The 25,424-nt window shown below is 70.3% G+C and carries 21 protein-coding genes; 13 read left to right on the top strand and 8 right to left on the bottom strand.

What is annotated here, in order from left to right; translation table 11 throughout:
- Window positions 1-52: 52 nt before the first annotated feature.
- The 3 genes from ABFX55_RS19620 to ABFX55_RS19610 form a co-directional block, all read right to left on the bottom strand.
- A complete protein-coding gene (locus tag ABFX55_RS19620) occupies window positions 53-652 on the bottom strand; it encodes a dihydrofolate reductase family protein (protein ID WP_346123007.1) in 600 nt (199 codons plus the stop codon).
- Window positions 649-1,524: a metalloregulator ArsR/SmtB family transcription factor gene (locus tag ABFX55_RS19615; protein ID WP_346123005.1), complete on the bottom strand. Its 876-nt coding sequence runs from the start codon at window positions 1,522-1,524 to the stop codon at window positions 649-651. The genes ABFX55_RS19620 and ABFX55_RS19615 overlap by 4 nt, the downstream gene beginning before the upstream one ends.
- Window positions 1,525-1,757: 233 nt before the next feature.
- Window positions 1,758-2,396: a maleylpyruvate isomerase family mycothiol-dependent enzyme gene (locus ABFX55_RS19610; RefSeq protein ID WP_346123003.1), complete on the bottom strand. Its 639-nt coding sequence runs from the start codon at window positions 2,394-2,396 to the stop codon at window positions 1,758-1,760.
- A gap of 289 nt (window positions 2,397-2,685) precedes the next feature.
- On the opposite strand from ABFX55_RS19610, the gene ABFX55_RS19605 reads away from it, so the two are divergent.
- Both ABFX55_RS19605 and ABFX55_RS19600 read left to right on the top strand, forming a co-directional pair.
- A complete protein-coding gene (locus tag ABFX55_RS19605; RefSeq protein WP_346123001.1) occupies window positions 2,686-3,924 on the top strand; it encodes a sensor histidine kinase in 1,239 nt (412 codons plus the stop codon).
- A complete protein-coding gene (locus ABFX55_RS19600) occupies window positions 3,921-4,586 on the top strand; it encodes a response regulator (RefSeq protein WP_346122999.1) in 666 nt (221 codons plus the stop codon). Before ABFX55_RS19605 ends, ABFX55_RS19600 begins: the two co-directional genes overlap by 4 nt.
- Window positions 4,587-4,606: 20 nt before the next feature.
- Here ABFX55_RS19600 and ABFX55_RS19595 read toward each other — a convergent pair whose 3' ends face one another.
- Both ABFX55_RS19595 and ABFX55_RS19590 read right to left on the bottom strand, forming a co-directional pair.
- On the bottom strand, window positions 4,607-5,113 hold the full coding sequence (locus ABFX55_RS19595) for an RICIN domain-containing protein (protein ID WP_346122997.1): 507 nt from the start codon (window positions 5,111-5,113) through the stop codon (window positions 4,607-4,609).
- 353 nt (window positions 5,114-5,466) lie between these two features.
- The gene (locus ABFX55_RS19590; RefSeq protein ID WP_346122995.1) at window positions 5,467-9,423 is read right to left on the bottom strand and encodes an nSTAND1 domain-containing NTPase; all 3,957 of its coding nucleotides are present in this window, start codon (window positions 9,421-9,423) and stop codon (window positions 5,467-5,469) included.
- A 152-nt stretch (window positions 9,424-9,575) separates the two neighbouring features.
- On the opposite strand from ABFX55_RS19590, the gene ABFX55_RS19585 reads away from it, so the two are divergent.
- The gene (locus ABFX55_RS19585) at window positions 9,576-10,070 is read left to right on the top strand and encodes an RICIN domain-containing protein (protein ID WP_346122993.1); all 495 of its coding nucleotides are present in this window, start codon (window positions 9,576-9,578) and stop codon (window positions 10,068-10,070) included.
- Between the two features lie 712 nt (window positions 10,071-10,782).
- Here the strand turns inward: ABFX55_RS19585 and ABFX55_RS19580 are convergent.
- Window positions 10,783-11,508, bottom strand: coding sequence for an SDR family NAD(P)-dependent oxidoreductase (locus ABFX55_RS19580; RefSeq protein WP_346122991.1), 726 nt, complete (start codon window positions 11,506-11,508; stop codon window positions 10,783-10,785).
- Between the two features lie 97 nt (window positions 11,509-11,605).
- Between ABFX55_RS19580 and ABFX55_RS19575 the strand changes: the two genes are divergently transcribed.
- The 4 genes from ABFX55_RS19575 (at window position 11,606) to ABFX55_RS19560 (ending at window position 16,484) form a co-directional block, all read left to right on the top strand.
- On the top strand, window positions 11,606-12,454 hold the full coding sequence (locus tag ABFX55_RS19575; RefSeq protein WP_346122989.1) for a LysR family transcriptional regulator: 849 nt from the start codon (window positions 11,606-11,608) through the stop codon (window positions 12,452-12,454).
- Window positions 12,455-13,290: 836 nt separating this feature from the next.
- Complete coding sequence (locus ABFX55_RS19570) at window positions 13,291-14,403, top strand: ABC transporter substrate-binding protein (RefSeq protein ID WP_346122987.1); 1,113 nt, start codon at window positions 13,291-13,293, stop codon at window positions 14,401-14,403.
- Between the two features lie 135 nt (window positions 14,404-14,538).
- Entirely contained in the window at window positions 14,539-15,744 is a 1,206-nt protein-coding gene (locus ABFX55_RS19565; RefSeq protein ID WP_346122985.1) for an MFS transporter, read from the top strand.
- Window positions 15,741-16,484, top strand: a complete 744-nt coding sequence (locus ABFX55_RS19560; protein ID WP_346122983.1) for a PIG-L deacetylase family protein — start codon at window positions 15,741-15,743, stop codon at window positions 16,482-16,484. Before ABFX55_RS19565 ends, ABFX55_RS19560 begins: the two co-directional genes overlap by 4 nt.
- On the opposite strand, the gene ABFX55_RS19555 is transcribed toward ABFX55_RS19560, so the two are convergent.
- Window positions 16,471-19,326 (bottom strand): AfsR/SARP family transcriptional regulator, encoded by a 2,856-nt coding sequence (locus ABFX55_RS19555; protein ID WP_346122981.1) that lies wholly within the window; start codon window positions 19,324-19,326, stop codon window positions 16,471-16,473. The genes ABFX55_RS19560 and ABFX55_RS19555 overlap by 14 nt on opposite strands.
- 146 nt (window positions 19,327-19,472) lie before the next feature.
- On the opposite strand from ABFX55_RS19555, the gene ABFX55_RS19550 reads away from it, so the two are divergent.
- Window positions 19,473-20,519, top strand: coding sequence for a class I SAM-dependent methyltransferase (locus ABFX55_RS19550; protein ID WP_346122979.1), 1,047 nt, complete (start codon window positions 19,473-19,475; stop codon window positions 20,517-20,519).
- Between the two features lie 80 nt (window positions 20,520-20,599).
- Here the strand turns inward: ABFX55_RS19550 and ABFX55_RS19545 are convergent, their stop codons facing one another.
- The gene (locus ABFX55_RS19545) at window positions 20,600-22,879 is read right to left on the bottom strand and encodes an ATP-binding protein (protein ID WP_346122977.1); all 2,280 of its coding nucleotides are present in this window, start codon (window positions 22,877-22,879) and stop codon (window positions 20,600-20,602) included.
- 181 nt (window positions 22,880-23,060) lie between these two features.
- On the opposite strand from ABFX55_RS19545, the gene ABFX55_RS19540 reads away from it, so the two are divergent.
- Genes ABFX55_RS19540 through ABFX55_RS19520 form a run of 5 tightly spaced genes read left to right on the top strand, consistent with a single transcriptional unit; the run spans window position 23,061 to window position 25,326 of the window.
- Window positions 23,061-23,516: a carboxymuconolactone decarboxylase family protein gene (locus ABFX55_RS19540; protein ID WP_346122975.1), complete on the top strand. Its 456-nt coding sequence runs from the start codon at window positions 23,061-23,063 to the stop codon at window positions 23,514-23,516.
- Window positions 23,517-23,519: 3 nt separating this feature from the next.
- A complete protein-coding gene (locus tag ABFX55_RS19535; RefSeq protein WP_346122973.1) occupies window positions 23,520-24,023 on the top strand; it encodes a pyridoxamine 5'-phosphate oxidase family protein in 504 nt (167 codons plus the stop codon).
- 10 nt (window positions 24,024-24,033) lie between these two features.
- Complete coding sequence (locus ABFX55_RS19530) at window positions 24,034-24,546, top strand: PadR family transcriptional regulator (RefSeq protein WP_346122971.1); 513 nt, start codon at window positions 24,034-24,036, stop codon at window positions 24,544-24,546.
- Window positions 24,543-24,698 (top strand): hypothetical protein, encoded by a 156-nt coding sequence (locus tag ABFX55_RS19525; RefSeq protein ID WP_346122969.1) that lies wholly within the window; start codon window positions 24,543-24,545, stop codon window positions 24,696-24,698. Before ABFX55_RS19530 ends, ABFX55_RS19525 begins: the two co-directional genes overlap by 4 nt.
- On the top strand, window positions 24,652-25,326 hold the full coding sequence (locus tag ABFX55_RS19520; protein ID WP_346124095.1) for an alpha/beta fold hydrolase: 675 nt from the start codon (window positions 24,652-24,654) through the stop codon (window positions 25,324-25,326). Before ABFX55_RS19525 ends, ABFX55_RS19520 begins: the two co-directional genes overlap by 47 nt.
- Window positions 25,327-25,424: the final 98 nt, after the last annotated feature.

The following is a 25,424-nucleotide window of genomic DNA, read 5'->3' as shown; positions in this document are numbered from 1 at the left end:
CGTGGAGCCGATCGGGAGAACGCCTCGCCGGCCGAGTGCGCTGATCGGTCGTTCAGCGGACCCGGTCGTAGACCATGGCCATTTCGCCCAGCTCACCGGTCTGCTGGTGTGTGAGTGTCCACTTCGTAGCCGGCAGGCCGTCGTCGAACAGTCGCTGCCCGCCCCCGGCGATCTCGGGGAAGATCATGAGGTACAGCCGGTCGAGCAGGTCCGCCGAGAGCAGCGGCTTGATGATGCTCGCGCTGTTGTTGACGACAATGTCGCCCTCACCGGTGGACTTGAGCTCGGTGACGATGTCCGTGGCGGGGGCGTTCACCACGCGGGTGCGTTCCCACGGCGCTTGGGTCAAGGTGGTCGAGAAGACCACCTTCTCCGTGTCGACCAGCCACTTCGCGTATCCGCGATCACGCGGATCGGCGTTCTCGTCTTCGGCGACCGGCGGCCAGTACCCCATGAATCCCTCGGCGTTGAGCCGGCCGAGCAGCGCCGTCGTCGCGCCCTCCCACATGCGGGTCATGTGGTCTCGGGCGACCTCGGTGGTCACATACGGGACGAACGCCTCGAAATCGCTGGGCCCGCCGGGACCGTTGTAACGCCCGTCGAGGGTGAGGCTCAGGTTCGCGGTCACCCTGCGGCCGGTCAGGTTGGTCATGTCGTGCTCCTTGTGTCGGTGTCGTGCTCGGTGTTGTCGGTGTCGTGCGGGCTCGCGGCGACGGTCGCCGCGAGCTTGTCGAGGCTCTGGCCGAAGCCGATCTCGATGCCCGCGATGAAGTCCGCGGAGTCCACGGTGCTGTCGGTGATCCGCCAGTGGACGTCGAGGTCGGTGCCGGTGCCGGTGTCGTCGGTGGGCCGGAGGCCGAGGTCGACGTGGGCGGTGAAGGCGAGGCTGCCGTCGGGAAGCAGCGGCGAGAGCCGGTAGGCGAGGCGCTCACCGGGGCGTACGTCGTCGACGACTCCCTGCGCGCGCCCGGCGACCAGGTCGGAGCCGTCGGCGTCCTCGGCATCGCGGTACTCGTGGATGATCCGCCCTCCCGGTCGCGCCTCGAAGAGGAGCTCGGAGACGCGTAGATCGTCGGGCGTCCACCATCGGGCGAGCAGGGTGGCCTCGGTCAGGTGGCGCCAGACCAGCTCGGGGGATCCCATCAGTGACCGGCGGAATCTGAACGAGCGGCTGTCGGCCCACCCCGGCTCCTCCGCTGCGAGCCGCTCCGCGCGGAGGCTCAGCCCGTAGCGGTCGTAGGTCTCACGCGGGCCACCGACCTGGTCGGCGGTGTCGGCGAGCCGGCTGAGCGCCGCCGCCAGCTCTCGCAGCGGGCCGGGCTGGAGCGCGTAGATGCGGCGCTGGCCGGTGCGCTGGGAGGTGACGACGCCTGCGCGCTCAAGGGCCTGCAGATGCTTGGTCGTCTGCGGCTGGCGCGCCTCGGCGAGCTGCGCGAGGACGCCGACCGGGCGGGGCCGCTCGGCCAGCAGTCCGACGAGCCGCCAGCGGGCCGGGTCGGCCAGTGCGGTGAGGAGTGCGTCCATGGAGAAAAGTATTCACCATGGAGAATATTCTTGTCAACGAATATCTCGGCTCGGCCGGGGTTCGGACTGTCAGTGAAGGTACGGCAACGGAAATGTCCGGATCAGCAGAGCCGATGCGTCGGATGTGCCGTCACCTCGTCGCAGGGCATCCGCACACCCGGCCAGCTGCTGTTGGGATCCGGGGCGATCGAGGCGGTGAACAGGCCATCGATCTCGCGCGCGTTCGTGCGGTGTCAGCCATGGTGAAGTCCTCCGTCTCGTGTCAGTGCGGGGACGCCGGGGCCGGTCAGCTCGTCCGAATTGACGGGCCTCCCGGACGCTGCCAGCAGAAGCGCCAGGGTGGTGCCGCGCACCTCCGGGCCTTCGCCGACATCGATGGCCGCGTCGGTCGCCATCAGGCGCAGTCCATGCGCTCGCTCCTTGCCTCCGCCGAGCGCCACTCCGGCGCCGAGTTGGTAGCGCAGCGCGGCGGTGACGTGGGCGACTGGATAGTCTCTGCTGAGGCCTAGCGGGCGCCGGATGTCTTCTCCGTGCACGAACGCTTCGACCAGCCGGGTGGCTTTCGGCGCCGGGGCGCCGGTAGTCCTCCGGCTCGCCGCGCGGAACGAGGCGAGCGTGCGTTGCGGTTCGCCGGCGCGCTCCCTGGCGACTCCCGCGCTGTTGTAGCGGTCGAAGTCGAAGCGGGCGGCGGCAAGTCGCAGAAGGAAGCTCAGGCGGGTGGTCTTGGCGTCATCGGCGAGATGGGCCACGACGTCGTGAACGTCCCAGCCGGGGCACAGGGACGGTGTGGCCCACCGCTCCGGTGGGACGGTCTCCAGATCTCGGATCAGTGCCTCGCGTTCGGCGTGGACCACGGCCCAGATCTCGTTCATGTCTGCCTTTTCGCCTTTGGGGGGGGAACTGAACTGTACTGTACAGGACAGTTGCTCCTGTACTCAAGAGTTCAGTTGCCTGCATGAGCGCTCGAGCGGGACCGGCTGGGCACAGGGCCCCCAGCCGCCGCAACGCCGTACCTGCATCGCCTCTCCCGGGGGCGGGCGCGCGGACGGCCACGGAGGTAAACCTGCGCAGTACGGCACCGGGCGTATACCGCCCGAGTCGTAGCGGCACGTAGCCATGCAGCCGATGAGGGACGGAGACGATCGCGGCTAACATGCGCTGATGCGCGCAAGGGTGCTGCCGTCCCTCAGACGGCTCGCCGAGATCAATCCCTTCGTCGTCGACCTGGTTTTCAGCGTGGTGGCCGCCGGCACCACCCTGGGATTCGGATTCGTGTTCGCCACGGACTCTGGCGATCTGAGCTATGCGCAGCGCCCCCTGGACGCCGTCGGCGTGGGGTTGACGCTCGTGGCCAACCTCGTGCTGGCGTGGCGGCGGAGGGCGCCGCTCACCGTGCTGGCGATCTCGTGCGCTGCGGCGGTCGTCTTTCACGCGGCGGGCTACGACTCCAGGCTCAACGAGGTGGCACCGCTGCTGGCGCTCTACACCGTGGCCAGCCGGCGGCGCCCGGCGGTGTCGGTCCTGTGGGGGCTGCCCGTGGCGGCCTCCTGGTGGCACGCGTCGTTCCTCGGTCCCGGCGAGTACATCTGGCCGAACCTCGTGCAGGTGAGCGTCATGGTCGCGGTCGCCTGGACGTTCGGCAACAGCACCCGGCTGCTGGTCGAGCGCAACAAGCAGCTGGCCCACCTCACGGAACGGCTGCGCCAGGAGCAGGAGGACAGGGCGCGGCGCGCCGTCACCGAGGAACGGGTGCGCATCGCTCGCGAACTGCACGACGTGGTCGCCCACCACATGTCGGTCATCGTGATCCAGGCGGGGCTGGCCCGGTACGTGTTCGGCTCCGACCCTGCGACGGCGCGTGGCGCGCTCTCCACCATCGCCGACACCGGCAGCGAGGTCATGGGCGAGATGAGGCGGCTGCTGTCCGTCCTGCGCATCGACGCCGACGACGACGGGGACGGCTACGACTCGGTCCCCGGCCTGCAACGGCTCGAACAGCTGGTGGAACGGGTGCGCTCGGCGGGCGTGCCGGTACATGTGTCGGTCACCGGTTCCTTACGCCCGTTGCCGTCCGGGATCGATCTGTGCGCGTACAGGGTCGTTCAGGAGTGCCTCACCAACGTGCTGAAACACGCGGGCCAGGCGAGCGCGTGGGTCTCGCTCACCTATGGGCGCGAGCTTGAACTACGCGTCGCCGACGACGGCGTCGGAGCGGCGTCCACCTCGCAGGGTGACGGTCACGGCTTGATCGGCATGCGCGAACGCGTCAAGCTCTACAAGGGAACGGTCACGGCCGGAGCGAAGCCGTCAGGTGGATTCGAGGTCGTGGTCACCCTGCCCCTGCCGTCCCCCGGCACCGTCCATCAGCCCTCCGACCCGCCCGGTGAGCCGAACGCATGATCAAGGTACTCGTCGTCGACGATCAGATCCTCATCCGTGCCGGCCTGGCGGCGCTGATCCGCGCCGTACCCGACCTGGACGTCGTGGGAGAGGCGGCGAGCGGCGAGGAATCCGTCGGCATGACGGCGGCCACCCGCCCCGACGTGATCCTCATGGACATCAGGATGCCAGGGATGAACGGCGTCACGGCGACCGAGCGCATCCTCGCCGCGGAGCACGAGCACCTGCCCCGGGTGCTCATCCTGACCACCTTCGACCTCGACGAGTACGTCTACAGCGCCTTACGCGTGGGCGCGTCGGGGTTCCTCCTCAAGGACACCCCGCCCGAACGGCTCATCGCCGCCATCCGCACCGTCGCCTCCGGCGACATGCTCTTCGCCCCCAGCGTCACGCGCCGCCTGATCGAGGCCTACACCCGCCGCCCCACCCCGGCCGCCGCTCCGCCCTCGCCCGAGCTGGGCAGCCTCACGGCCCGCGAGGCCGAGGTGCTCAAGCTGGTCGGGCACGCGCTGTCCAACACCGAGATCGCCAGCCGCCTGTGCGTCAGCGCCGCCACCGTCAAGACCCACCTCAACCGCGCCATGACGAAACTCAACCTCACAAGCCGCGCACAGGCGGTGGCGCTGGCCTACGAAGCCGGCCTCGTCACCCCCGGCAGATAGAGCCTCATGCTCCGCGGCTCCTAGCCGACCACGGTGATGTGCCAGCCCTGCGAGAGCGACTTCTTGCACGGCCACTGGATGGCGGCCTTGCCCTTGCGGGCCTGTCCGTTGCCGATGGCCAGGCACATCCCGGTCGCGCCGTTCATGAAGTGCCGCGGCAGGCCGGAGATCTGGGAATCCGTGGAGCCACGCCATATCTGCTTGTTCTTCCAGCGCTGCGCCCATCCGCCGTTGCACGGCCACTGGATGGCGGCCTTGCCCTTGCGCTCCTGTCCGTCGCCGATCGCCAGGCACATCCCGGTCGCGACGTTGACCAGATACCCCTCGGACGTCATCATCCAGCGCTGTGCCGGGCTGTGGATGCAGGGCCACTGGATGGCGGTCTTGCCCTTGCGCGCTTCACCGCGGCCGATCGCCAGGCACATGCCGGTGGCGGCGTTCTGCAGTTCGACGATGGTTCCGCCGGAGGCCTCGGCGGGAGCCGCCAGCAGGCCGCCGGCCAGCGTGATCCCGGTCAGGAGGGTCATGGCTGCACGCATAAAGTCCGTCCTCTCTCGTATGTGGCGGCCATACAGGGCGCTGTGAACGGGCTCGCTGCCGGGAATGGCGCAGATCCTTCCGCGAGCGATTCGTTCGAAGCAGTTGGGCCGCATCAGGTTACGAACGGGACGCCGTCCTGCGCGTCAGCCGCAGGGTGGAAAGAGAAGGTGGCCTTCACCCGACCTGCCGACGGGGCTGCACCTTCTGCGGTAGGCCGCCCGCGGTATGGCGACTCCCGTACCACCTGATCACCAAAAGAGGTGGCAGGGACTTCGGAGAAAGGGCGGCGGCGTCCGGCGGGCCTGACGTGGCTTCCTCGTCAGGCGGCAGCTCCATGAGGTCATCGGTGGCAGGTCTTCTGATAGGCCAGTTCTGGGATGTGTGCTTGCCACTCGGCAGGGGACAGGCCGCCGTCCCGGCGGCAGATCACGGCGGTGGCGGCGCCCGGATCGACGGTGATCTCACGCAGGGCCCCGTCGGCGGATGAGACGAGGAGAGCGGTCCGGTTGAACGCCACGGCCGGTACGGACTGGGTGTGGTAGGTGATCGGTGCGGCGATCCGCTGATATCCCCGCCAGTCCCATAGCTGGATGCCATATTCGCCTTCACCGGCGACGGTGGCGAGCAGTTCGCCCCGCGGGTAAGGAACAAGAGCGTTGATCGATGCTGTGTGCGCCGTCTGCGGCGGTGACAGGGGCCTGCGCAACTCCCTGTCCCAGAACGTCACACGCCCGTCGACGTCCCCGATCGCGGCCATGTTCTCGATGAAGAGAATCTCTCCCTCGGCGCGGGCGTCGGATGAGCGCCGGTGTATCTCTCCGGTGGCCGTGTCGACCAGTATTCGCCCCTCCGGAGAAACGTCCACGAACAACCGGCGCCCGTCAGGCTCGAAGATCATGATCCCTGACCCCGCATCGGCGACGGTGCGGATCCATCTGCGAGCTCGCACGTCCCACAGCTCCACGTCCCACATCGCCTCTTTGTCATCTGGGTACGGGCTGAGCGGGACGAACGCGACGGTTCTGCCGTCGGGGGAGAAGGTCAGGGACATGACTCCGACGGCGCCCTGGCTCCGGACGCGGAATGCGCCTACGCGGCGGCCGTTCGTGACGTCCCACAAGGTCACCACGGGGGACGCGGGGTGGGCGAGCGCGAGCGTACGCCCATCGGGGCTGAACACCGGGGCGTACGCCGTCTCCGTGGAATCCTCTTCAGGAAGATCGTCGACGGGTAGCGGGCCGCTCACGGGTATCCGCGCGGCGACATCCCAAAGGCGCACCTCCGGCCGGCCCTTCCGGTGATTCGTCGTCACCAGGAAGCGACCGTCGGGGCTGAACAGCCGCTTGTCACCTCCTGGAGCGAGCACCTCGGGGTGGGTGTAGGGGGAGATGTCCAGGACGTTCACCGTGCCGTACTGGCCGGTCACCCGGAGAAGGCGGGTATCCGGTGAGAAACGGGCATCGGCTGCCACGACGTCGGAGGGAATCGGGGAGCTCATCAGCAGTGTGCCGTCGTCCACCCGCCACAAGGTCACCCGCCCCTCCGCCTGCGTTCCGACCAGGAACCGGCCGTCGGGGCTGAACTCCACACGCCCGGACGCCGGAAGCAGCGGGCGTAGAACCGCTTTGCCCGAGGAGACGTCGAACAGCCAGATGCCGTCGGAGGTGGAGACGGCCAGGTGCTTGCCGTCTGGGCTGAACACGCCGTCCGTGGCGGTGTCCGGTAGCCAGGAGGCCCGGAGCGGCTTGCGCTGTTCGAAGTCCCACAGCTCCACTCGCCGCCCCGAACTCGTCCCATCGCCTGAGGATGGCAGGGTGGCCGTCAACTTGTCGGCTTCCACTGGGATGACCAGGGCCAGCCGGCCGTCCGGGCTGATGGCGCTGACCGGCTCGTGGAGCACGCGTGTGCCGTCCGCGACGCTCCAGACTTCGTTCAGCTCATCGCGGACCCCGATGAGAAAGCGCCCGTCCGGACTGAACTCCGTAGGAGCGAGCTGGGGGACCGCCACGCCGAGATCCGTCAATCGTGCGCCGTCGACGGCCCAGAACCGGGTGTCGGTATCGTCGTCCACCGCCACCGTACGGCCGTCGGGGCTCCACACCACTTTCCAGACCTGCTGCCCGCTCGCGTTCGCGATCTCCTTCTTGGTGACCAGGTCGAATATACGCAGGGCGCCCGGCTCGGCCGCCGTCCCGGGTGTGTAGACGGCCAGTTTGGTGCCGTCCACGCTGAGCCCGTGCACCAAGTCCTTCGCGTTGTACGGGGCGGTGACGACGTCCACCAAGGGGAGCGCCATCGAGTCGATCAGCTCGCTCTTGGCCTCGGGGACCTGGGCGATCCGCCAGGCGGCGGCACTCAAGCGGCGGGCCAGGTTCGGGTCACTCATCCGCAGGGTGGCCGCGCGCCTGGCGGCCAGCCGGGCCGTCGCCTCCCGCAGCCGGTCGTCGGCCAGTCCGGCCTGCCGGACGGCGACTCCCGCCGCGACCATGGAGGCGACCAGCAAGATCACCAGAACGGCCGAGACGGCGACCCGCATGAGGGAGGTGCGCCGGGCCAGTGCCGCGCTCGCGTGAACGAAGTCCCGTTCCAGGGGTGTGAGGTCGTCGCGGTCCCCCGGCTCGACGAACAGCTTGTCGACGACGGCCAGGCGGCTGCCCCGGTAGAGCAGCCCGGCATCCCGGCCATGCGCCTGCCACCCTTGGGCCGCCTCGGTCAACTGCCGATGTGTGCGCAGGCGATCGCGTCCTTCGTCCACCCATCCACGTAGTCGCGGCCACGACTCGATCAAGGCCTCATGCGCGAGCTCCACGGTGTCCTGGTGCAGCGTGAGCAGCCTGGCCGCGGCCAGTTGCTCGATGACCAGCGCGGTGTCCGCCTCCCCGTAGGGGTCCAGCTCCGCCCTGGCGGCGGGACGGCGGGTGTCCTGGGCCTGCTCGCCCGGACTGATCAGCCTGAGCAGGATCCGCCGGGCGATCCTCGCCTGTGCCGGCGACAGGCCGGCGTAGAGCTCCTCCGCGGTATGGCTGATCGCCCCATGGACTCTGCCCACGCTCTCGTAGGCGCCCAAGGTCAGCATCTTCCCCGTACGGCGGCGCCAGACCTCCCGCAGCGCGTGCGACATCAGCGGAAGCGCTCCTGGCTCGTCGGCGACGTCGGTGACGATCGCGGCCGTCAGCGCTCGCTCCACCGTCAGGCCCTCGGCCATGGCCGGCCGGACGATCGCTTCCCTGAGCTCCTCGTGGTACATCGGCCCCACCAGCAGGTTGGCCTCGCGCAGCGCTGCGGTGAGCTCGCGGTGCTCGGCGCACCGCCCGTAGAAGTCGGCGCGAACCGCTATGACCACCTTCATCCCGCTCTGCGGTTGTCGCGCGCTGAGCAGCAGGTCGATGAACTGCCCACGCTCTCGCTGGTCCCGGCAGAGCGTGAACACCTCCTCGAACTGGTCGACCACGATCAGCGTGTCGAAGCCGCCCTCGCCGGGGACGAACCGGTCGGCGTGCCGCATCGGGTGTTCCCCCGGGGTGAGTATCAGGCTCTGCCCAAAGGACTGACCCGAGGGTGTCGTCTCCCCACGTGCCGCAGGCACGAGCCCGGCACGCAACAGGGACGACTTACCGCTGCCCGAAGGGCCGAACACCGCGGCGAAGCGATGCCGTCGAAGCAACTCGTGCAACTCCTCGACGAGCCGCTCCCGTCCGAAGAATCGACCGGAATCATGGGTGTCGTACGGGGCCAGGCCCAGATACGGCCCGGCGGCACCGTCATCGTCCGCCCTCTCACGGGCCAGTTCATCAGCGACCTGCTGCCAGCGGCGCTCCCATTCGGAGACGTCTCCGTCGCACGCCTGCACGAAGGCGAGGACGACGGGCAGTGAAGCCAGACGCTCACCCGCCGCCGCCTGCGACAGGGTGGTGACCGAGTAACCCGCGCGCTTGGCCATGGCCCGATAGGTGAGGCCGTCCGCTTTCTGGCGCAGGTCGCGTAACTCGGAGGCGAAGCGTTGCACCGGTCCCGCTTCCGGGTCCACCGGACTTTCGCGACGGCCCACCACCGCTATCGGACTCCATTCACTGGACGACCAAGAGGGTTCACATCGACGCGTGACCCGGGTTCGCTGATCGCGTGCGTCGCGGCGTGCATGCCTGTGCGCGCAGGCAACGCACGAGGGTCGATCGGTGTCAGGAGCCGCTGCCACTGGTCGGGGAGGCGGGGAGAGGATCCGTTCGCCGAGAGAAGCATTGTTTGCCTGCCTGATGAGGGGTGTCGAACAATCGTGCCGCCATGATCCTGGTGCCACAGGCCTCCGCGGGCAAACGGTCAAGGGTCGCTTGCCGCTGGGAGCCGCAGGGGACGGCGCACACGGACGTGTGACCTGTCCCGGCCTGCTTGCACATCGCGACCAGTCTCGTGATCCCATCCCCCCTTGATCGCCCCGAGTGAAGGACCTCCATGCGCACGAGCTCCAAGACCACCGCCGTGGTCGTGACCGCCCTGACCGTCCTGTCCCTGTCGCCCGCCGCGTCCTCACAGGCCGTGGCGGCCTCCGCCGGCCCCGGCCGGGCGTACGTCAACGGCGCCACCGGCATGTGCCTGGCCGTGGGCGGGGGAGAGGTGAAGGCCGGCAAGCCGGTGATCCAGTGGCCCTGTATCGGGAGCAAGGCCCAGCGCTGGATCCACCGCTCCGACCGTCGGCTGGTGAACGTCAAGACCGGGCTGTGCCTGGCCATCGGGCGGGGGGAGAAGAAGCAGGGCAAGGTCGCGATCCAGTGGCCGTGCACGGATGGCGGGCTGGCGCAGGAGTGGGTCTACGACGGTATGCAGCGGTTGCGCAACAGGGCCACCGGCATGTGCCTGGCCATCGGGCACGGCGAGAAGAGCCGGGGCAAGAAGGCGATCCAGTGGCCCTGCAAGATCACCTCCGAGCAGGCCTGGTTCCGGCGATGACCGTTCCCGCGCAGCCACTCCGTACGCCCTGCTCAGGCGCGCTCGACCGATGACACTCAGGCGGGCTACGAGTGCCACCCGGTCGACACCGAGTACCTGTACGACGCCAGGCCCGGGCAGGTCACGGGGTCCCCGGCCAGGGAGGCCATCCCCGTCCCGGCCGACTCGTCGGTGACGATCGACGTCGCGGGACAGCGGAGCATCCCGGCCACCGGCGCGAACGCGGTCGCGCTGAACGTCGTGGTCTGGTCCCAGGGTCAGAAGGGCTGGTTGAGCCTGCGCCCGTCCGATCAGCCGGGTGACAACGTGGCGACGGTGGACTATGTCCCCGACGAGACCGACAGCAGCTTCACCGTGGCCCAGTTGACCGGCAGCGGGAGACTGATCCTCGAGCACCGCGGCGGCGGCGCGGTGCAACCTCGGCGACAACTCCGGCGAGGTCGCTGCCCTGCCCGGATGGAAAGGTCGAGGGAAGGATGTCGGCCATCGCGCCGGTGCGTATGGCCGCCTCACCGGGGTTGATGCCTGCGCCTTGACCCGCACGAGGACCTGCCCGTACTCGGGCACTGGCCGGTCGACCTCGTCGACCCGCAACACCTCGATTCCACCGAACTCGTCGTATCTGACTGCCTTTGTCATTGTCTTGCTTCTCCTGTGGGGCGCGATGCGCGGCTGACGTCGAGAACGGGAATGGTTCGTGCCGGTGTGGCTATTACCAGAGCACCGTTCCGGCGTCGTCGAAGAATCCGCCGGTCGGTCCGTCGCCGGGCAGGGTTGCGAGGTGAATCGCGATGGCCGCGCCCTGTTGTGGTGTGCGGACGCCTTGGAAGCCGTTGAGGTCGGTGGCGGTGAAGCCGGGGCAGCCGGAGTTGATCAGGATGTTGGTGTCGCTCAGTTCCTTGACGTATTGGACGGTGAGGGCGTTGAGGAAGGTCTTCGATGCCAAGTAGGCGGCGGGAACCGGGCCCATGTCGATGCCGGGAGTGGTTTGCAGGGCGAGCGAGCCGACGCTGCTGGACATGTTGACGATCCGTGGTGATGCCGAGTCGCGCAGCATCGGCAGCATCGCGTTGGTGACCCGGATGACCCCGATCACGTTGGTTTCCACGACAGCTCGCACGGTCGCGGGATCGACCGTGGTAGGTGTCTGCGGCACGCCGCCGGTGATCGCGGCATTGTTGACCAGAACATCGAGCCCTCCGGCATGGCCGGCGATCAGCTCGGCCGCCGCGGCCACACTTGCGTCGTCGGTCACGTCGAGCGGCACACCGAACGCATCGGTCCCGGCCGCGCGCAGCTTCTCCACCGCGGTGTCGCGGCGTTGTTGATCCCTCGCGCCCACACCGATTCGCCAGCCAAGCGCGCCCAGGCCAGCGGCGATCTCGTATCCGATTCCCTTGTTCGCGCCGGTCACCAGCGCAATCGTCCGTTCACTCATACCGTCGATCATGTTGCGGACTCGGGTGGGGCGTCCAAGACCGGTCGGGTGGGCGGCGATACCGCACGGGTATTGATCGTGGTCAGCGCCGGATACGATGAGCGGGGTGGAGACGCGGGAGTTGCGATACTTCGTCGCCGTCGCCGAGGAGTTGCACTTCGGGCGGGCGGCACAACGGCTCGCGATGGCGCAACCACCACTGTCACGGGCGATCCAGCAGCTCGAACGGCGGCTCGGAGTCGTTCTGCTGCACCGCACTGCTCGCGCCATCGCCTTAACCGAGGCCGGGTCGGTGCTGCTGCGGGAGGCCCGGACCGCGCTCGACGCGGTCGAAGCCGCCGAGCGGCGAACCCGCCGTGCCGCGGGCGACCAGCCGGGTGTGGTGCTGGCCGCCAAGGCCGGAGCGTCCAGGGAACTGTTGTCGAAGCTTCTGGACGCCTACGCCGCTGAACCGGGCTCAGTGGCAGTCGAGGTGATGTTGTGCGGGCCGGGCGAGCCGGAAAGTCTGCTGCGCACCGGGCGTGCCGACGTTGCTCTGCTCCACCGGCCTTACGACACGACAGCCGGATTCGACACAGAGGATCTGCACACCGAACAGCAGGTCGTGGTCCTGCCCAAGGGTCATCCCCTCGCCAACCGGGCGCATCTGTCGTTAGTCGAGGTCAACGCCCAGACGGACCTGCCCCTGCCGCGCTGGCCTGGACGGGATGGCGGCCATCCGGACGGCCCCGGCCCGCAGATCCGCGACCATACCCAACTGTTCCAACTGATCGCGCTCGGACTGGCCTGCGCCGTCGTACCCGAGTCGCTCCGAGACCAGCTACGCGACGACCACGCCATCGTGCCGGTGCCGGACGCACCGGCAGTCACGACCGTCATCGCCTGGCCACCACACAGCAGATCCAAAGCCGTCGCCGACCTCGTCCGAACTGCGACACGCCTCTAGCCGATACCCGCTGCGGCACCGCTGTTCGCAGGCCGCACGACTGTACCGAGCATCACCAATGTTTCGGGATACATCCGGATTCGGGATACATCCGGAAATGCCGCGTGGAGTTCGCGGGTTAACGGTAAGGGCCCGCGAATACGCGGTGATCGCACCAGCGCTTGCCCCCACGATCGCGCCACCGCTCAGCGCGCCTGGTTCAAACGTCGCAAACCAAGCGGTGGGCGGATAGGCCAAGAGGCCCACGACTAGGCCGACGCAACAACCGGACAGGCCAGCGACGACGGCACCGACCGCTCCGAAGCGCCCGACCGTCTCTAGCCACTCCGAGGTTCTCCCGCTGGTCACAGCAATATCGTCTTCCGGTCACCGACTGGCGGCAAGATCCGACCGCTCATGCCGGATTGACGAAGTTCAGCCGTGACCACCACCGACGACAACGTCATGGCCAGCAACAGCTAGCGGCGCTCACCATCCAGGCTCGGCGGCCGATCGTCAAGGGCTGGTTCCGGTGGACGGCCAACCGGATCGACTTCAAGGCCTGCCAGGTCCACCCGAAGACCCGGCGCCATGCCTGGTGCGCCACGGAGTGGAGATAGGAACGTAGGTTTCTCGGCGTGGGCCGCGTGCGGAGCCCTGGCAACTCCTGGAGGACCTGTTACGGCAGAGCTGCCCGAAGGCCCTCAGGCTCGATCGGTGGCGCGAGGGCCGGCTGAGGGCCACGGGGCGGGGCGCCGAAGCTGGCCGTTCTCGGCTCGGCTACTCTCGGCGCCACTGACGTTCACTCTGTGATCCGGGCGACTGCCACCGGATCGGCACTCGGGAGACGCCAACGCATGAATACGCCACCATCGCCACCTGGAGCGAAGCGGACTGACGAATCAGCCGTCCAGATCGGCGCTCTCGTCCCGCTGACTCGGCCTGGCTGGGTCCAGGCCGGCCAACACTTGCTCGCCGGACTCGAGCTGGCCGTTCGCGAAGTCAATGACGCCGGCGGGATCGTCGGAAGACCACTCGAGCTGGTGGTCCGAGACACCGCAGCCGATCCACAGAGGGCCGCGGCGGCCGTGGACGAATTGGCTCGCCTGGGCGTGGCCGCCTTGGCGGGGGAGTATCACAGCGTCGTCGCTCGCGCCGCTGCCGCCAGGGCCGACGCCCTCGGCCTGCCGTTCCTCTGCTCGTCAGCGGTTCTCGACGCGCTCACCGAACAGCCAACGGAATGGGTCGCGCGCCTCGCCCCTGCGCAGTCCCACGGCTGGCGGATCTACGCAGACTTCCTCCTCAGCGCCGGCCACAGTCGAATCGCCGTAGCGACCGAGTCGAGTGTCTACTGGGCGTCTGGGGCCCGCATTCTGCGGGACTACCTCGCTCCACGCGGCGCCACCGTCATCGAACTCGACATGCGCGCGCTCGCCCCCACGGCCGTGTGCGACGAACTCGTCGACAATCGCGCGACAGCCCTCCTTCTTCTGGTCGGCCACCCGGAGCCGGCAGTGTCGATCGTCAAGTCTGTCCGCCACGACGAGCGCCTCGCCGAGATCATGATTGGTGCTCCGGCCGGGCAACCGGAGTTCGCCGAATGGGCGACGTCACTGGGCGACGACGGCGCCGCGATCCCGTTCTTGCGCTACCTGCCCGAGCGCCTCAGCCCACTCGGCGCACGAGTCGAGACGGCCCTCCGTGAGCGGCTGACCGAAGCGCCCTCCTTCGTCGCCTTCGAGGGCTACGACACGGTCGCCGTCCTCGCCGAGGTGCTGCGTTCTCACGGCGGAGACCGGGCGCGCATCGCCGCATCCTGGCCGCGCGTCGCAGTCGAAGGCACCCGCGGGCAGATCCAGTTCTCCCGCACGCCAGGGATCAGCGTGTGGCAATGGGCTTGGACGCCGATCCAGGTCGTCGATCGAGATCCGGCGGAACCCGATCGCTTTCGGATCCTCCACGCCAGCTGATCAGACGGAAGGCGCCCCCCGCCGCCGACCCGGAACCTGCGTGCCGTGGACGTGCCATCGGCGGTGACAGCGCCGCGGTAGTGCGCTGCGAGTCCGTGCTCCGACGATCGCATTGCGACGAACGTGGAGGACGAGATGGACGATGACGTGGTCAGCACGGCGGTGCTCGACCGGACAGCCCGCCTACCGGAACGGGACCGGCGCAGGTGGCTCTCGGTCGTCGCCCTCGGGATCGGCGCGTTCGCGATCGGCACCGACATGTTCGCGATGGCCGGGATACTCAGCGGGATCTCACATGACCTCGGTGTCACCGTCGGCGCCGCGGGGCTGACGGTGACGGTGTTCGCGCTGGCGTATGCGATCGGCGCGGTGCTGCTCAGCGCTCTGCTCGGGTCGTGGCCGCTGCGACGGGTGCTGATCGGCTCAGCGGGGCTGTTCGGGACCATGAGCGTGCTGTCGGCGGTGGCGCCGGCGCTTCCCGCGCTCCTCGCCGCCCGGGTGCTGGGAGCGCTTGCCGCGTCGGTCTATGTGCCGGCCGCCTGCGCGGCGGCCGTCGCGGCCGTACCGGCCAGCCACCGCGGGCGGGCGCTGAGCGTGATCTTGGGGGGTACGGCGACCGCCATGGTGCTGGGCGCTCCGCTGGGTGTGGCGCTGGCGTCGATGCTCTCGTGGCGGGCGGCGTTCGGGCTGGTCGCCGGGCTCGCCGTGGCCACCGTGATCGCTCTGCTGCTCACCCGTGCAGGGTCGGGCCCGCTGATGCGCGCCACGGTGTGCGAGCGGCTGCGCCCGATGCGTTCGCCTGCCGTCGTGGGAGTGCTCGGCGTGACGTTCCTGGTGATGACCGCCTCGTACAGCATGTACACCTATCTTCCCCTGCTGGTGGCGGCAGGGGCCGGGCCGCTCGGGCTCGGGCTGTTGATCGGGGCGTTCGGCATCGGAGGCATGCTGGGCACCTGGTGGGGCGGGAGCGCGGCCGACCGGAGCGGTCCTCGCCGGGTGGTCTTGCCGGCCGTGGCCGTACTGGCTGTGGCTTTCGCGGCGCTCCCGCACGTCGCGACGACGGTGCCCGGGTCGCCGGCGGTCATGGTCGCGTGGGGGATCGCGGCCTGGGCGTTCGTTCCCGCACAGCAGCACCGCCTGATCGGTCTGGGGGCGGGGTCGGCGCCCCTGCTGCTCGCCCTGAACAGCTCCGCGATCCATCTCGGGTCCGCGGCAGGCGCGCTGTCCGGTGGCCTGGTGGTCGACACCGCCGGAGTCGGCCGGCTCTGGGTGATCGCCGTCGCCTGCTGTGCTGCCGGCCTGGCCGTACACGGCATTCTCACCAGGGAGGTCCGGGCATGATCGAGCGTGCGTGCGATGTCGCTGAACTGGGCGTCATCCTGGGGATCTGGGCGCACCCTGACGACGAGGCCTACCTGTCCGGCGGTTTGATGGCGATGGCTCGCGACAGCGGATCGCGGGTGGTGTGCGTGACCGCGACCTGCGGCGAGCTCGGCACGGGCGACCCGGTGGAGTGGCCGCCGCATCGACTCGCCGCGGCGCGCACCCGCGAGCTGGCGCGCTGCCTGGAGATCCTCGGGGTCGGCGAGCACCACTGGCTCGGCTACCGGGACGGGCAGTGCGCGCAGGTCCGCAGGTCCGACGCGGTCGCGCGGCTGTGCGACGTCATCGAGCGGGTGCGGCCCGACACCGTGCTCACCTTCGGCCCTGACGGCATCACCGGTCACCCGGACCATCAGGCGGTCTCGGCCTGGACCACCGCGGCGTTCGACCGCGCCGCCCCGTCCGGAGCGCGGTTGCTGTACGCCACGTTCGCGGAGCGGCGGGCACCGCGCTGGAGCGCGCTCAACGAGAGCTTGGGCATCTTCCCGCCGGGATACCCGATCACGACACCGGCCCACCTGCTGGCGGTCGACCTCGTGCTGGACGCGGGGACGGCGGCCCGCAAAGTCCGTGCCCTGGCGGCGCAGGAGACGCAGACGGGCGAGCTCATCGCCGGCATGGGCGTCGACTGTTTCACGGCATGGGTCGGAGACGAGTCGTTCGCCGAGCCACCCACAACGGCTGTCACGATCGAGTGAGGTTCCGCTCGATCGCCTGCCGAGCCAGCTCGAGGACGGCGACCCGGCTGGGGATCGGCGTCGCCGGAGCGGCCACGGTGTGCGCGGGGCGTTCGCCGTGGGAGCGGTCCACGGCCGGCGCGTCGGGAGCCTGGCCCGCCGCGGCGTCGATCATCGCCGCAGGCTCGTCGTCGCCGAGCCCGCGCAGCAGATCGGCGAGGTTGCGCAGGGTGACCCACAAATGAGTCCAGTTGCCGTTGCGGGCGAAGTACTCGATGACGTCGCGGTAGCCGCCCAGCGCCTCGTGGACACGGCCCGTGGAGGCGCGCACCGACAGGAGCCCGACGGTCGCGACGCCGACGAGAAAGGTCGCGCCCGAGGTGCGGGCCAGGTCGATGGCACGGATGTAATGCCGCTCGGCCGGTTCGCTGTGGCCCGCGAGACTCTCGATCTCCCCGGCGACGTAGGCGCCCCACGAGAGCATCGTGGGCGACACCGCGCCGGCCAGCCCCCGCTCGTTCAGTCGTCGCGCCGCATCTGGATCGCCCGCGTAGGCGGTCGCGAGGGCGGCGATCCCCAGGCTCTCCCTGTGCGGGCCGGCGAGAACGGTCGCGGCGAGGGAATGCTCGACCACGTCGTCGTAGGCGCCGCGCGCCAGGTCGGCCACCGACAGCACCATCAGGCAGTGCCATGACCCGACGCTGTCGCCCGCCTTCTCCAGCCCTGTGCGGGCGAGCCGGTCGGCCTGGCGGTAGTCGCCGCGGTGGTAGGCGGCTTCCGCCGCGGTCGCGAGTACGGCGCAGGCCCGTGGGTGGGCGGTGAGTCCCTGGTCGCCGGCCAGTTCCTCTGCCCAGTCCCGAAGCTCGATCAGGTCGCGGTAGGCGACCGTCTCGAACAGCGTGATGACCATCGCCGCGGCGTCGTCCAGACAGCCCTGGCTGCGAACCAGCCGCCACGCGGCCCGCAGGTTCGGCAGCTCCCGGCGCAGGACGGCGTCCGCCTCGGGCTCCCTCTCGGTGGTCATGGTGGCCTCGATCCATGAGGTCAGCTCGACAGCCCACCGGGTCATGCGCTCGACGGCGGCCTTCTCCTCGCCGGCCGCCGCGAGCCGGTCCAGCCCGAAGGCCCTCAGCGTCTCCAGCATGCGGTACCGGGTGGTCTCCTGGAAGGAGGCGTCGATCATGGAGGCGTCGACGAGGCGGGCCAGCGCGCTTCCTGGATCACTTTCCAGGCCCAGGTCGGCGGCGAGCCGCTCGGCGGTGTCGAGGTCGACACCGTCGGGGAAGACCGACAGATGCCGGAACAGCCGCCGTTCGTCGTCGGTGAGGAGCTGATACGACCACTCGATGGTCGCGCGCAGCGTCCGGTGCCGGGAATCCGCGCTGGGCCTGCCACCGGCGAGCAGGTCGAGCGAGCGGTCCAGGCGGCCACGCAGATCAGCGAGGGACAGCGTGGACAGCCGGCCCGCCGCCAGTTCGATGGCCAGCGGCATCCCGTCGAGCCTGTGCACGATGTCGGCGACCGTGCACAGCTCCGCCGGCGTCGGTGGTGGACCGGGGCGGACCCGCCGGGCCCGGTCCAGGAACAGCGCCACGGACGGAGCCCGCGAAGGGTCCTGGTCGGGGCGGGGCAGCGGAAGAGGCGCCAGCCGTGAGACGTATTCGGCCGTCAGGCCGAGAGGTTCGCGGCTGGTGGTCAGCAAGGAGATTCTGGGACACGAGGAGAGGATCACGTCCACCGTGTCCCTGACGCCGTCGAGCAGATGCTCACAGTTGTCGATCATCAACAGGCCGGGGCGGTCGCCCAGCACGGCGACGCAGGCGGACAGCACGTCACCCTGGTCGATCCTCAGGTTCATGGCCGCCGCCAGCGCGTGCGGGATGGCGGCGGGATCGGTGACCGGCGCCAGCAGCAGCACCGTCGCCGTGCCGCTCTGCGACGCGACCTCCAGGGCGACCCGGGTCTTGCCGATGCCGCCTGGCCCCACGAGCGTGATCAGGCGCTCGGCCGCCAGCAGCCGATGCAGGGCCGCGACCTGGGACTCGCGGCCGATCAGCCGCGTGGCCGGCCTGGCGGGCCCCTCGGGCCGGCTGGGCGCCGAACCGGCGACACCGCCGACGATCTCGCGCTCGAGGGCGTCCAGGGCGGGTGATGGATCGAGGCCCGTCTCCTCGACCAGCCTGCGCCGGTACTCCCGTCCGACGCGCAGGGCCTCCGGCGCCTGCCCGGTCGCCGCCAGCGCCCGCATGAGCAGGAGGACGGCGGGCTCCCGCAGCGGGTCGGCGGCCGATGACGCGGCGGCCAGGCCCAGGATCCCATCAGCCTGTCCTGCGGCGACGGTGCTGTCGACCAGCGCGTCGGTCACCTCGCGGTGCAGCTGAGCGTACTCCTCGACCGCGGTGGCGATGGGCACGACGTCGGAGAGGTCGGCGAGAACCGGCCCTCGCCACAGCCCGTGCGCCTCCTGCAGCAGGGAGAGCGCGCAGGCCGGGTCCCGCTGCGCCGTCGTACGCGCCGTCGCGAGCAGTGCTCGCGCCTGTGCCACGTCCAGTTCGTCGCGCTCGAGCGCGAGCAGATAACCGTCATGCCGTGTCTCGAGCCGGGCCGCCGCAGGACCGAGGTGCCCACGCAGCCGGGACACGTGGTTGTGCAGCGCTTGACGCCCGGATTCGGGAACCTCCGACGGCCAGAGCGCGTCCACGAGGTGATCGACCGTGACGATTCGGCCCTCGGCGAGCGCGAGCAGCGCGAGCACCGCCCGCCGCTTCGGGCCGGATACGTCCACAGGGGCGCCGTCAACGAGGAGCCGCAGCGGCCCCAGCACCTCCACCCGGACCGGCGGCGGCAGGCTCCTGACTGCCATGGCATCCCCCGTGTCCAACACTCCCGTGACGAGGACGAACTCGGCCTGTTAGCACGACGATAGCCCGTGCGAGGGCCGTGAAAGGCAGCGGGCCGACTCTTGTGTTGTGACCGGCGCCACCCGGTCCGACAGGAGGGAGACCAGAGATGGACCACGAGAAGGTGAACGAGTTCCTGGGCCGGTTCGTGAGCGACCTGGCGGCGACCGACGCCGCAGGCTCCGTCGTGATCGGCCAGCGGCTCGGCCTCTATCGCGCCCTCGCGGAGGGCCCCGCGACACCCGAGCAGTTCGCCGAGCGCACCGGGTGCCACCTGCGCTACCTCACCGAATGGCTGCGCGGACAGGCCGCCGGTGGATATGTCAGCTACGAACCGGAGACCGGCCGGTTCTCGCTGACCGAGGAGCAGGCGTTCTGCCTGGCCGACCCGAACGGTCCCAACGTGCCGACGGCCTTCCTCATCTCTCTGGGGATGCTGCGCGCAGAACCGCGCATCACCGAGGCGTTCCGTACCGGTGCCGGCGTCGGCTGGCACGAGCACGACGAGGACGTCTTCGTCGGGTGCGACGCGTTCTACCGGCCCGGCTACGTGGCCGAGCTGATCCCGAACTGGATCCCCGCGTTGGAGGGGGTCGAGGCGAAGCTGACGGCCGGGGCCCTGGTCGCCGACGTCGGCTGTGGTCTCGGCTCGTCGTCGATCCTGCTCGCCGAGGCGTATCCGCGTACCACGGTCGTCGGCTCCGACTACCACGCCGATTCGATCGCGCTGGCGCGCAAGGGGGCCGCGGAGGCCGGGCTCGCCGACCGGGTCAGCTTCGAGGTGGCCACCGCGCAGACCTTCACAGGGACCGGCTACGACCTGGTGACGATGTTCGACTGCCTGCATGACATGGGCGACCCGCTCGGGGCGGCCCGGCGGGTGCGGGAGGCGCTGGCTCAGGACGGCACGTGGCTTCTGGTGGAGCCGTTCGCCTCCGACAAGGTCGAGGAGAACTTCAACCCGGTGGGACGGCTGTACTACAGCGCCTCCACGTTCCTGTGCGTCCCCAACGGTCTGTCCCAGCCGGGCGGGTACGCGTTGGGCGCGCAGGCCGGTGAGGCGGCGATCCGCGAGGTGATCGCGGACGCGGGTTTCACCCGATTCCGGCGGGCCGCGCAGACGTCCTTCAACGTGGTCTACGAGATCCGGCCGTGAGACGGTGTGCCCGTGGGCGCTCGACTGGACGGCACGCGCGTCATCCGCTGTCGTGTGGGCTCGCGAGATCGCGGCGATGCTCAGCCGGCGAGGAAGGCGCGCATGTCGTCGGCTTCGGGCAGTCCCGTGCGCACGTAGACGTCCAGCGCACCGGTGGCGTGCTCGCGGGCCAGATCCCGCTCGCCGCGCTCGCGGTGGGCGCGGGCCAGCCCTTCGTGGGCGGCGCCCTGCCGGGCAGGGTCGCCGGCCTCCACTGCCATGGCGAGGGCCGCACGGTGGTCCTCCACCGCCTGTGTCACCTCGCCCAGGTGGCGCGCCGCGACACCCATGCCGTTGAGCGCGTCGGCCTCACCGCTGGGATAGTCGAGGCCACGATGGTGCTCCAGCGCCTCCCGGTAGTGCTCCAGCGCCTCCGCGGGGCGCCCCTGCCACAGGCAGATCTGCCCCAGGTTGGCGCGGATCGTGCCCTGCCCGCCGGGCAGCCCGATCGCCGCGAAGCCCGCCAGCGCCTGCCGCAGCGCCCTCTCGGCCTCGTCGTAGCGGCCCTGCCGCCCGGCGACCAGCCCCAGGTTGCCCAGCACGATGGCCACGTCGGTGCCGGCGTCCACCTCGCGAAACAGCTCAAGAGCGGCGCGGAAGCGCTCTTCCGCCCGCAGGTCGTCGCGCTCGCGCCAGTGCATGTCGCCCAGCGCGTTCAGCGCTCTGGCCTCGCCGTACCGGTCGCCGATCTCGCGGGCCAGATCCCTGACGTGCTTGGCGTCGTCGTGGGCGTGGTCGTAGCGGCCCTGGCGGGCGTTCATCGACATCCACTCGTTCAGCAGGTGCACCTCGCCAGCCCGGTCTCCGAGATGGCGGGCGGCCTCCAGCGCCCTGCCGTACAGCGGGAGCGACTCGGCGTGGTGGGCGTGGCCGTCGAGGTAGGGGTAGAGGATTCGCGCCAGCAGGACCGCGTGCTCAGGCCAGCCCTGCTCGGCGGCGTACGTCCCCGCCGTCACGAGGTTGGCGCGCTCGCCGTCCAGCCAGCGCAGCGCGTCGGCGGGGCGGGCGAAGGGCTCCCCTGCGGGTACGGCGGGCCGCAGGTGCGCGCCTGAAGGGTAGAGCAGGTTCGTGGCGGTGGCCGCCGCTCTCACGTAGTGGTCGAGCAGCCGGGTCAACGCCACGCGCTTCTCGTCCCGCTCTTCGGCCGCCCCGCGGGCGAGCTCGCGCAGCAGGTCGTGCTGGTGGTAGCGGCCCGGCACGTTCTCCAGCACCAGGCTGGCGTCGACCAGGTCATCCAGGAGCCGGCGCGCCGTACTCACCGAGACCTCGGCGAGCGCGGCCGCGGCGTGCACGCTCAGGTCCACGCCGGGCGCCAGGCCGAGCAGGCGGAACATGCGGTGCTGCCCGTCGTCGAGATCGCGCAGCGACATCGACAGCACCCCCGCGGTGCCCAGGTCGCCCTCGCGCAGGTACTCCGCCAGCGTCTCCAGCGTCCAGGCCGGGCGGTGCCGCATGCGCGCGGCGGCCACGCCGAGGACCAGCGGCAGGTGCCCGCAACGGCGCAGCACCTCCTCCAGCGCGGGCGAGTCCTGCGCCCGCGCGTCGCCGAGCGCCGCGCCGAACAGGTCGGCCGCCTCGCGCGGGCCGAGCACGTCGAGCGAGACCGGGTGGGCGTCGCCGAGCCCGATCAGCCGCCTGCGGCTGGTGATCAGGACGATGCTGGACCCGGCCCCCGGCAGGAGCGGCCGCACCTGTGCCTGGCCCGCGACATTGTCGAGCACGACGACGGCGCGCCGCATGGCCAGCTCCGACCGCCACAGCGCGGCCCGCTCCTCCACCGCCTCCGGTATCCGCCCGGACGGCACGCCGAGCGCGGCCAGCAGGATCCGCAGCGCCTCGCCTGGCTCGACGGGATCCCGGCCGGGAGTGAAGCCGTGCAGGTCGAGGTGGAGCTGCGCGTCGGGGTAGTCGGAGGTCAGCCGGTGGGCCGCGTGGACGGCCAGGGTGGTCTTCCCGACCCCGCCCATCCCGTCGATGGCCACCACGCGCTCGGCGCGCGCGGCCGTCAGCACCGCGGCCAGTTCCTCCTGCCGTCCGGTGAACGTGCTGATGTCGTACGGCAGGTCGTTGCGGGTCACGGTGACGGCGGGACCCACCCTGGGGCCGCGTTTGCCCGCCTCCCACAGCGGCCGCAGCGGCCGGGGATCGACGCCCGCGGTCTGGCAGAGCCCCACGACCACCGACCAGGGTGGCACGGCCTGGCCGGTCAGGTAGCGCGAGAGCGAGGAGCTGCTCACGTGGAGTGAGCGCTCCAGGTCGCGCAGGCTGCGGCCGCCGGCCTCCCGGACCTGGCGCAGGCGCCGTGCGAGATCCTCGCTCATGCTCCATCCTTCGGGCGTCCCGTCCCGGGACAGTGCAGGGACAACTGGATCTCACTGTATCGCCCGAGGTCAGCTCGTCTGCCCAGACGGTGATCGCGTCCCGGACGGGCTGCGGTCGGTGGCGGGCCGCCGTGCCCCCGTGGCGTCATGGAGATGCGAGCCACTCACTCAGGAGGACAACATGAACCCTCGGATGCCGAACCCCGTCACCGTCCTGTCCGGCGCGATGCGGCCACTCATGAAGATCGTGGAGGTCGCCAAGCAGGGCGGTGTCCCTGAGACCACACTGGAGCTGGTGCACCTGCGGGTCAGCCAGGTCAACGGCTGCAGCGCCTGCGTCGACGGCGGGTCACGCACCGCCAGGAAGTCGGGGGAGAGCGAGGAGCGCCTGGGGGCGGTGTCGGCCTGGCGCGAGACGCCGTACTTCACCGACGCCGAGCGGGCCGCGCTGGCCCTGGCCGAGTCGACGACCCGGCTGGCCGACCGGCAGGACGCCGTCCCTGACCAGGTCTGGGACGAGGCGGCCAGGCACTACGACGAGCGAGGACTGGCCGCGCTGGTCCTCATGATCGGTGCGACGAACCTGTTCAACCGGCTCAACGCCTCGACGCGGCAGATCGCCGGGGCCTGGGGCTGACCGATGAGCACCACCCTGACCACCGTGAACCCGCCCGCCCGCTCCCTCGCCCTGCGCATCCGCGACACCCTGGACCGGCTCGACCGTGACGTCGACGCCTGGTTCGCCACCGCCGATCCGGCCGGCCTGCCGTACCTGGTGCCGCTGTCGTTCCTGTGGGACGGCCAGGCCCTGCTCATCTCCACGGCCAGGACCAACCCGACGGCCAGATTCCTGGAGGCCACCGGCAAGGTCCGAGTCGCGCTCGGCCCCACGCGCGACGTCGTCCTGATCGACGCCGAGGTGCGCGAGGTGATACCCGCCGCCGAGCTCCCGGCCGAGGTCGGCGACGCCTTCGCCGCCAAGACGGGCTTCGACCCGCGCGAGCAGCGCGGCGCCTACCCCTACTTCCGTGTCGTCCCGCTCCAGGTGCAGGCCTGGCGCGAGGTGAACGAGCTCGCCGGGCGCGATCTCATGATCGACGGCACATGGCTCAGCGGCCCGGACGCGTCTATAGGTGTGATGTAGACTATGTGTCATGTCCCTTAGGCATGCCATCCTCGGCCTCCTCGACCTGAAGCCGATGACCGGGTACGACCTCAAGAAGGCCTTCGACAACACGGCCCGGCATTTCTGGGCAGCTGATCGGTCGCAGATCTACCGCACCCTCGGCAACCTGCACGCCGACGGCCTGCTGAACGAGCACGTCATCCGCCAGCGCTCACGCCCGGACCGGCATGAGTACCGGCTGACCGAGGCGGGCTCCGCCGAACTGGACACCTGGCTGCGCTCCCCCGCGCCCACCGAGTTGCCGCGCGAGGCGTTCCTGGCACGGGTCTACTTCGCCGGTCGGGCCGAGGATCCCCAGCTCGTACGGAAACTCGTCGATGAGCGCAGGGCGCTGGTGAGGCAACGGCTCGACGAGCTGCGAGCGCTTGAGGCGCCCACGGCGACGTACCCCGAGCGGCTGCGGGCGATGACGTTGCGCAACGGCATCGTGCACCACGAGGCCGAGCTCAGCTGGCTCGACGAGCTCGAGGGGGCGCTGTGATGTTCGTGCACGAGGAACATCAGGACGCCGACGAGACTCTCCTGTTCCTGCACGGCGGCAACGTCGCGGGGTGGATGTGGCGCGACCTGGCCGCGTCGCTGCCCGATCAGCCTGATCCCGGACCTGCCCGGTTTCGGCGCGTCGAACGCTGAGCCCTGGACGACCGTCGCCGAGGTGGCCGACTCGGCAGCGGCGATCATCCGTGAACGCGCCCACGGTGGACGCGCGCACCTCGTAGGCCTCTCCCTCGGCGCCGTGGTCGGCACTGTTCTTGTGGCACGCCATCCCGATCTCGTCAGGAGCGCGATGCTCACCGGTGCGCCGCTCCAGGGCGTGGGGACGACGACAAGGGTGTCGGGGGTCGCGCAGATCGGGTTGTGGGGTTCGCGCTCATACTGGCGGGTGATGGCGCGCGCGTTCCGGTTACCCGATGATTCGGTCGACACGTTCGTCGAGACCGGCATGGGGATCGACCGGGTGTCGGCGCGACGCATGCTGACCCAGGTGTACGAAGGTGTGCCGGCCGCGGACCTCGAGGGCCTGAGGCGTTCACAGACACCGATCCTGATGCTGGCGGGCGAGCGGGAGCCGAAGGCGGTGCATCGAGCGCTGGCCGAGGTGACCTCCCGGGCGCCGAAGGCGGTCGCGCGGACGGTGCCCAGGATGCATCACGTGTGGAGCGCGGAGGACCCGGAGCTGTTTCGTCGTGTGCTCCGGCACTGGCTGGCGGTGCGCGAGCCAGGACCCGAGCTGGCCGCACACCGCCGGCCCGGCGACTGAGAGCGGGCGTGTGCAGGAGCCGCCGCCCCGCGACCCTGGGTGCCCGGCGACGACGGAGGACTGCACCACGCATCTGTGGCAGCGCCCCCGCAGGCGCC

The sequence above is a fragment of the Nonomuraea roseola genome, assembly GCF_039535395.1.
Classification (GTDB): Bacteria; Actinomycetota; Actinomycetes; order Streptosporangiales; family Streptosporangiaceae; genus Nonomuraea; species Nonomuraea roseola.
The sequence above is the reverse complement of the archived record's forward strand: the minus strand, read 5'-3'. Positions and strand labels throughout refer to the sequence as shown.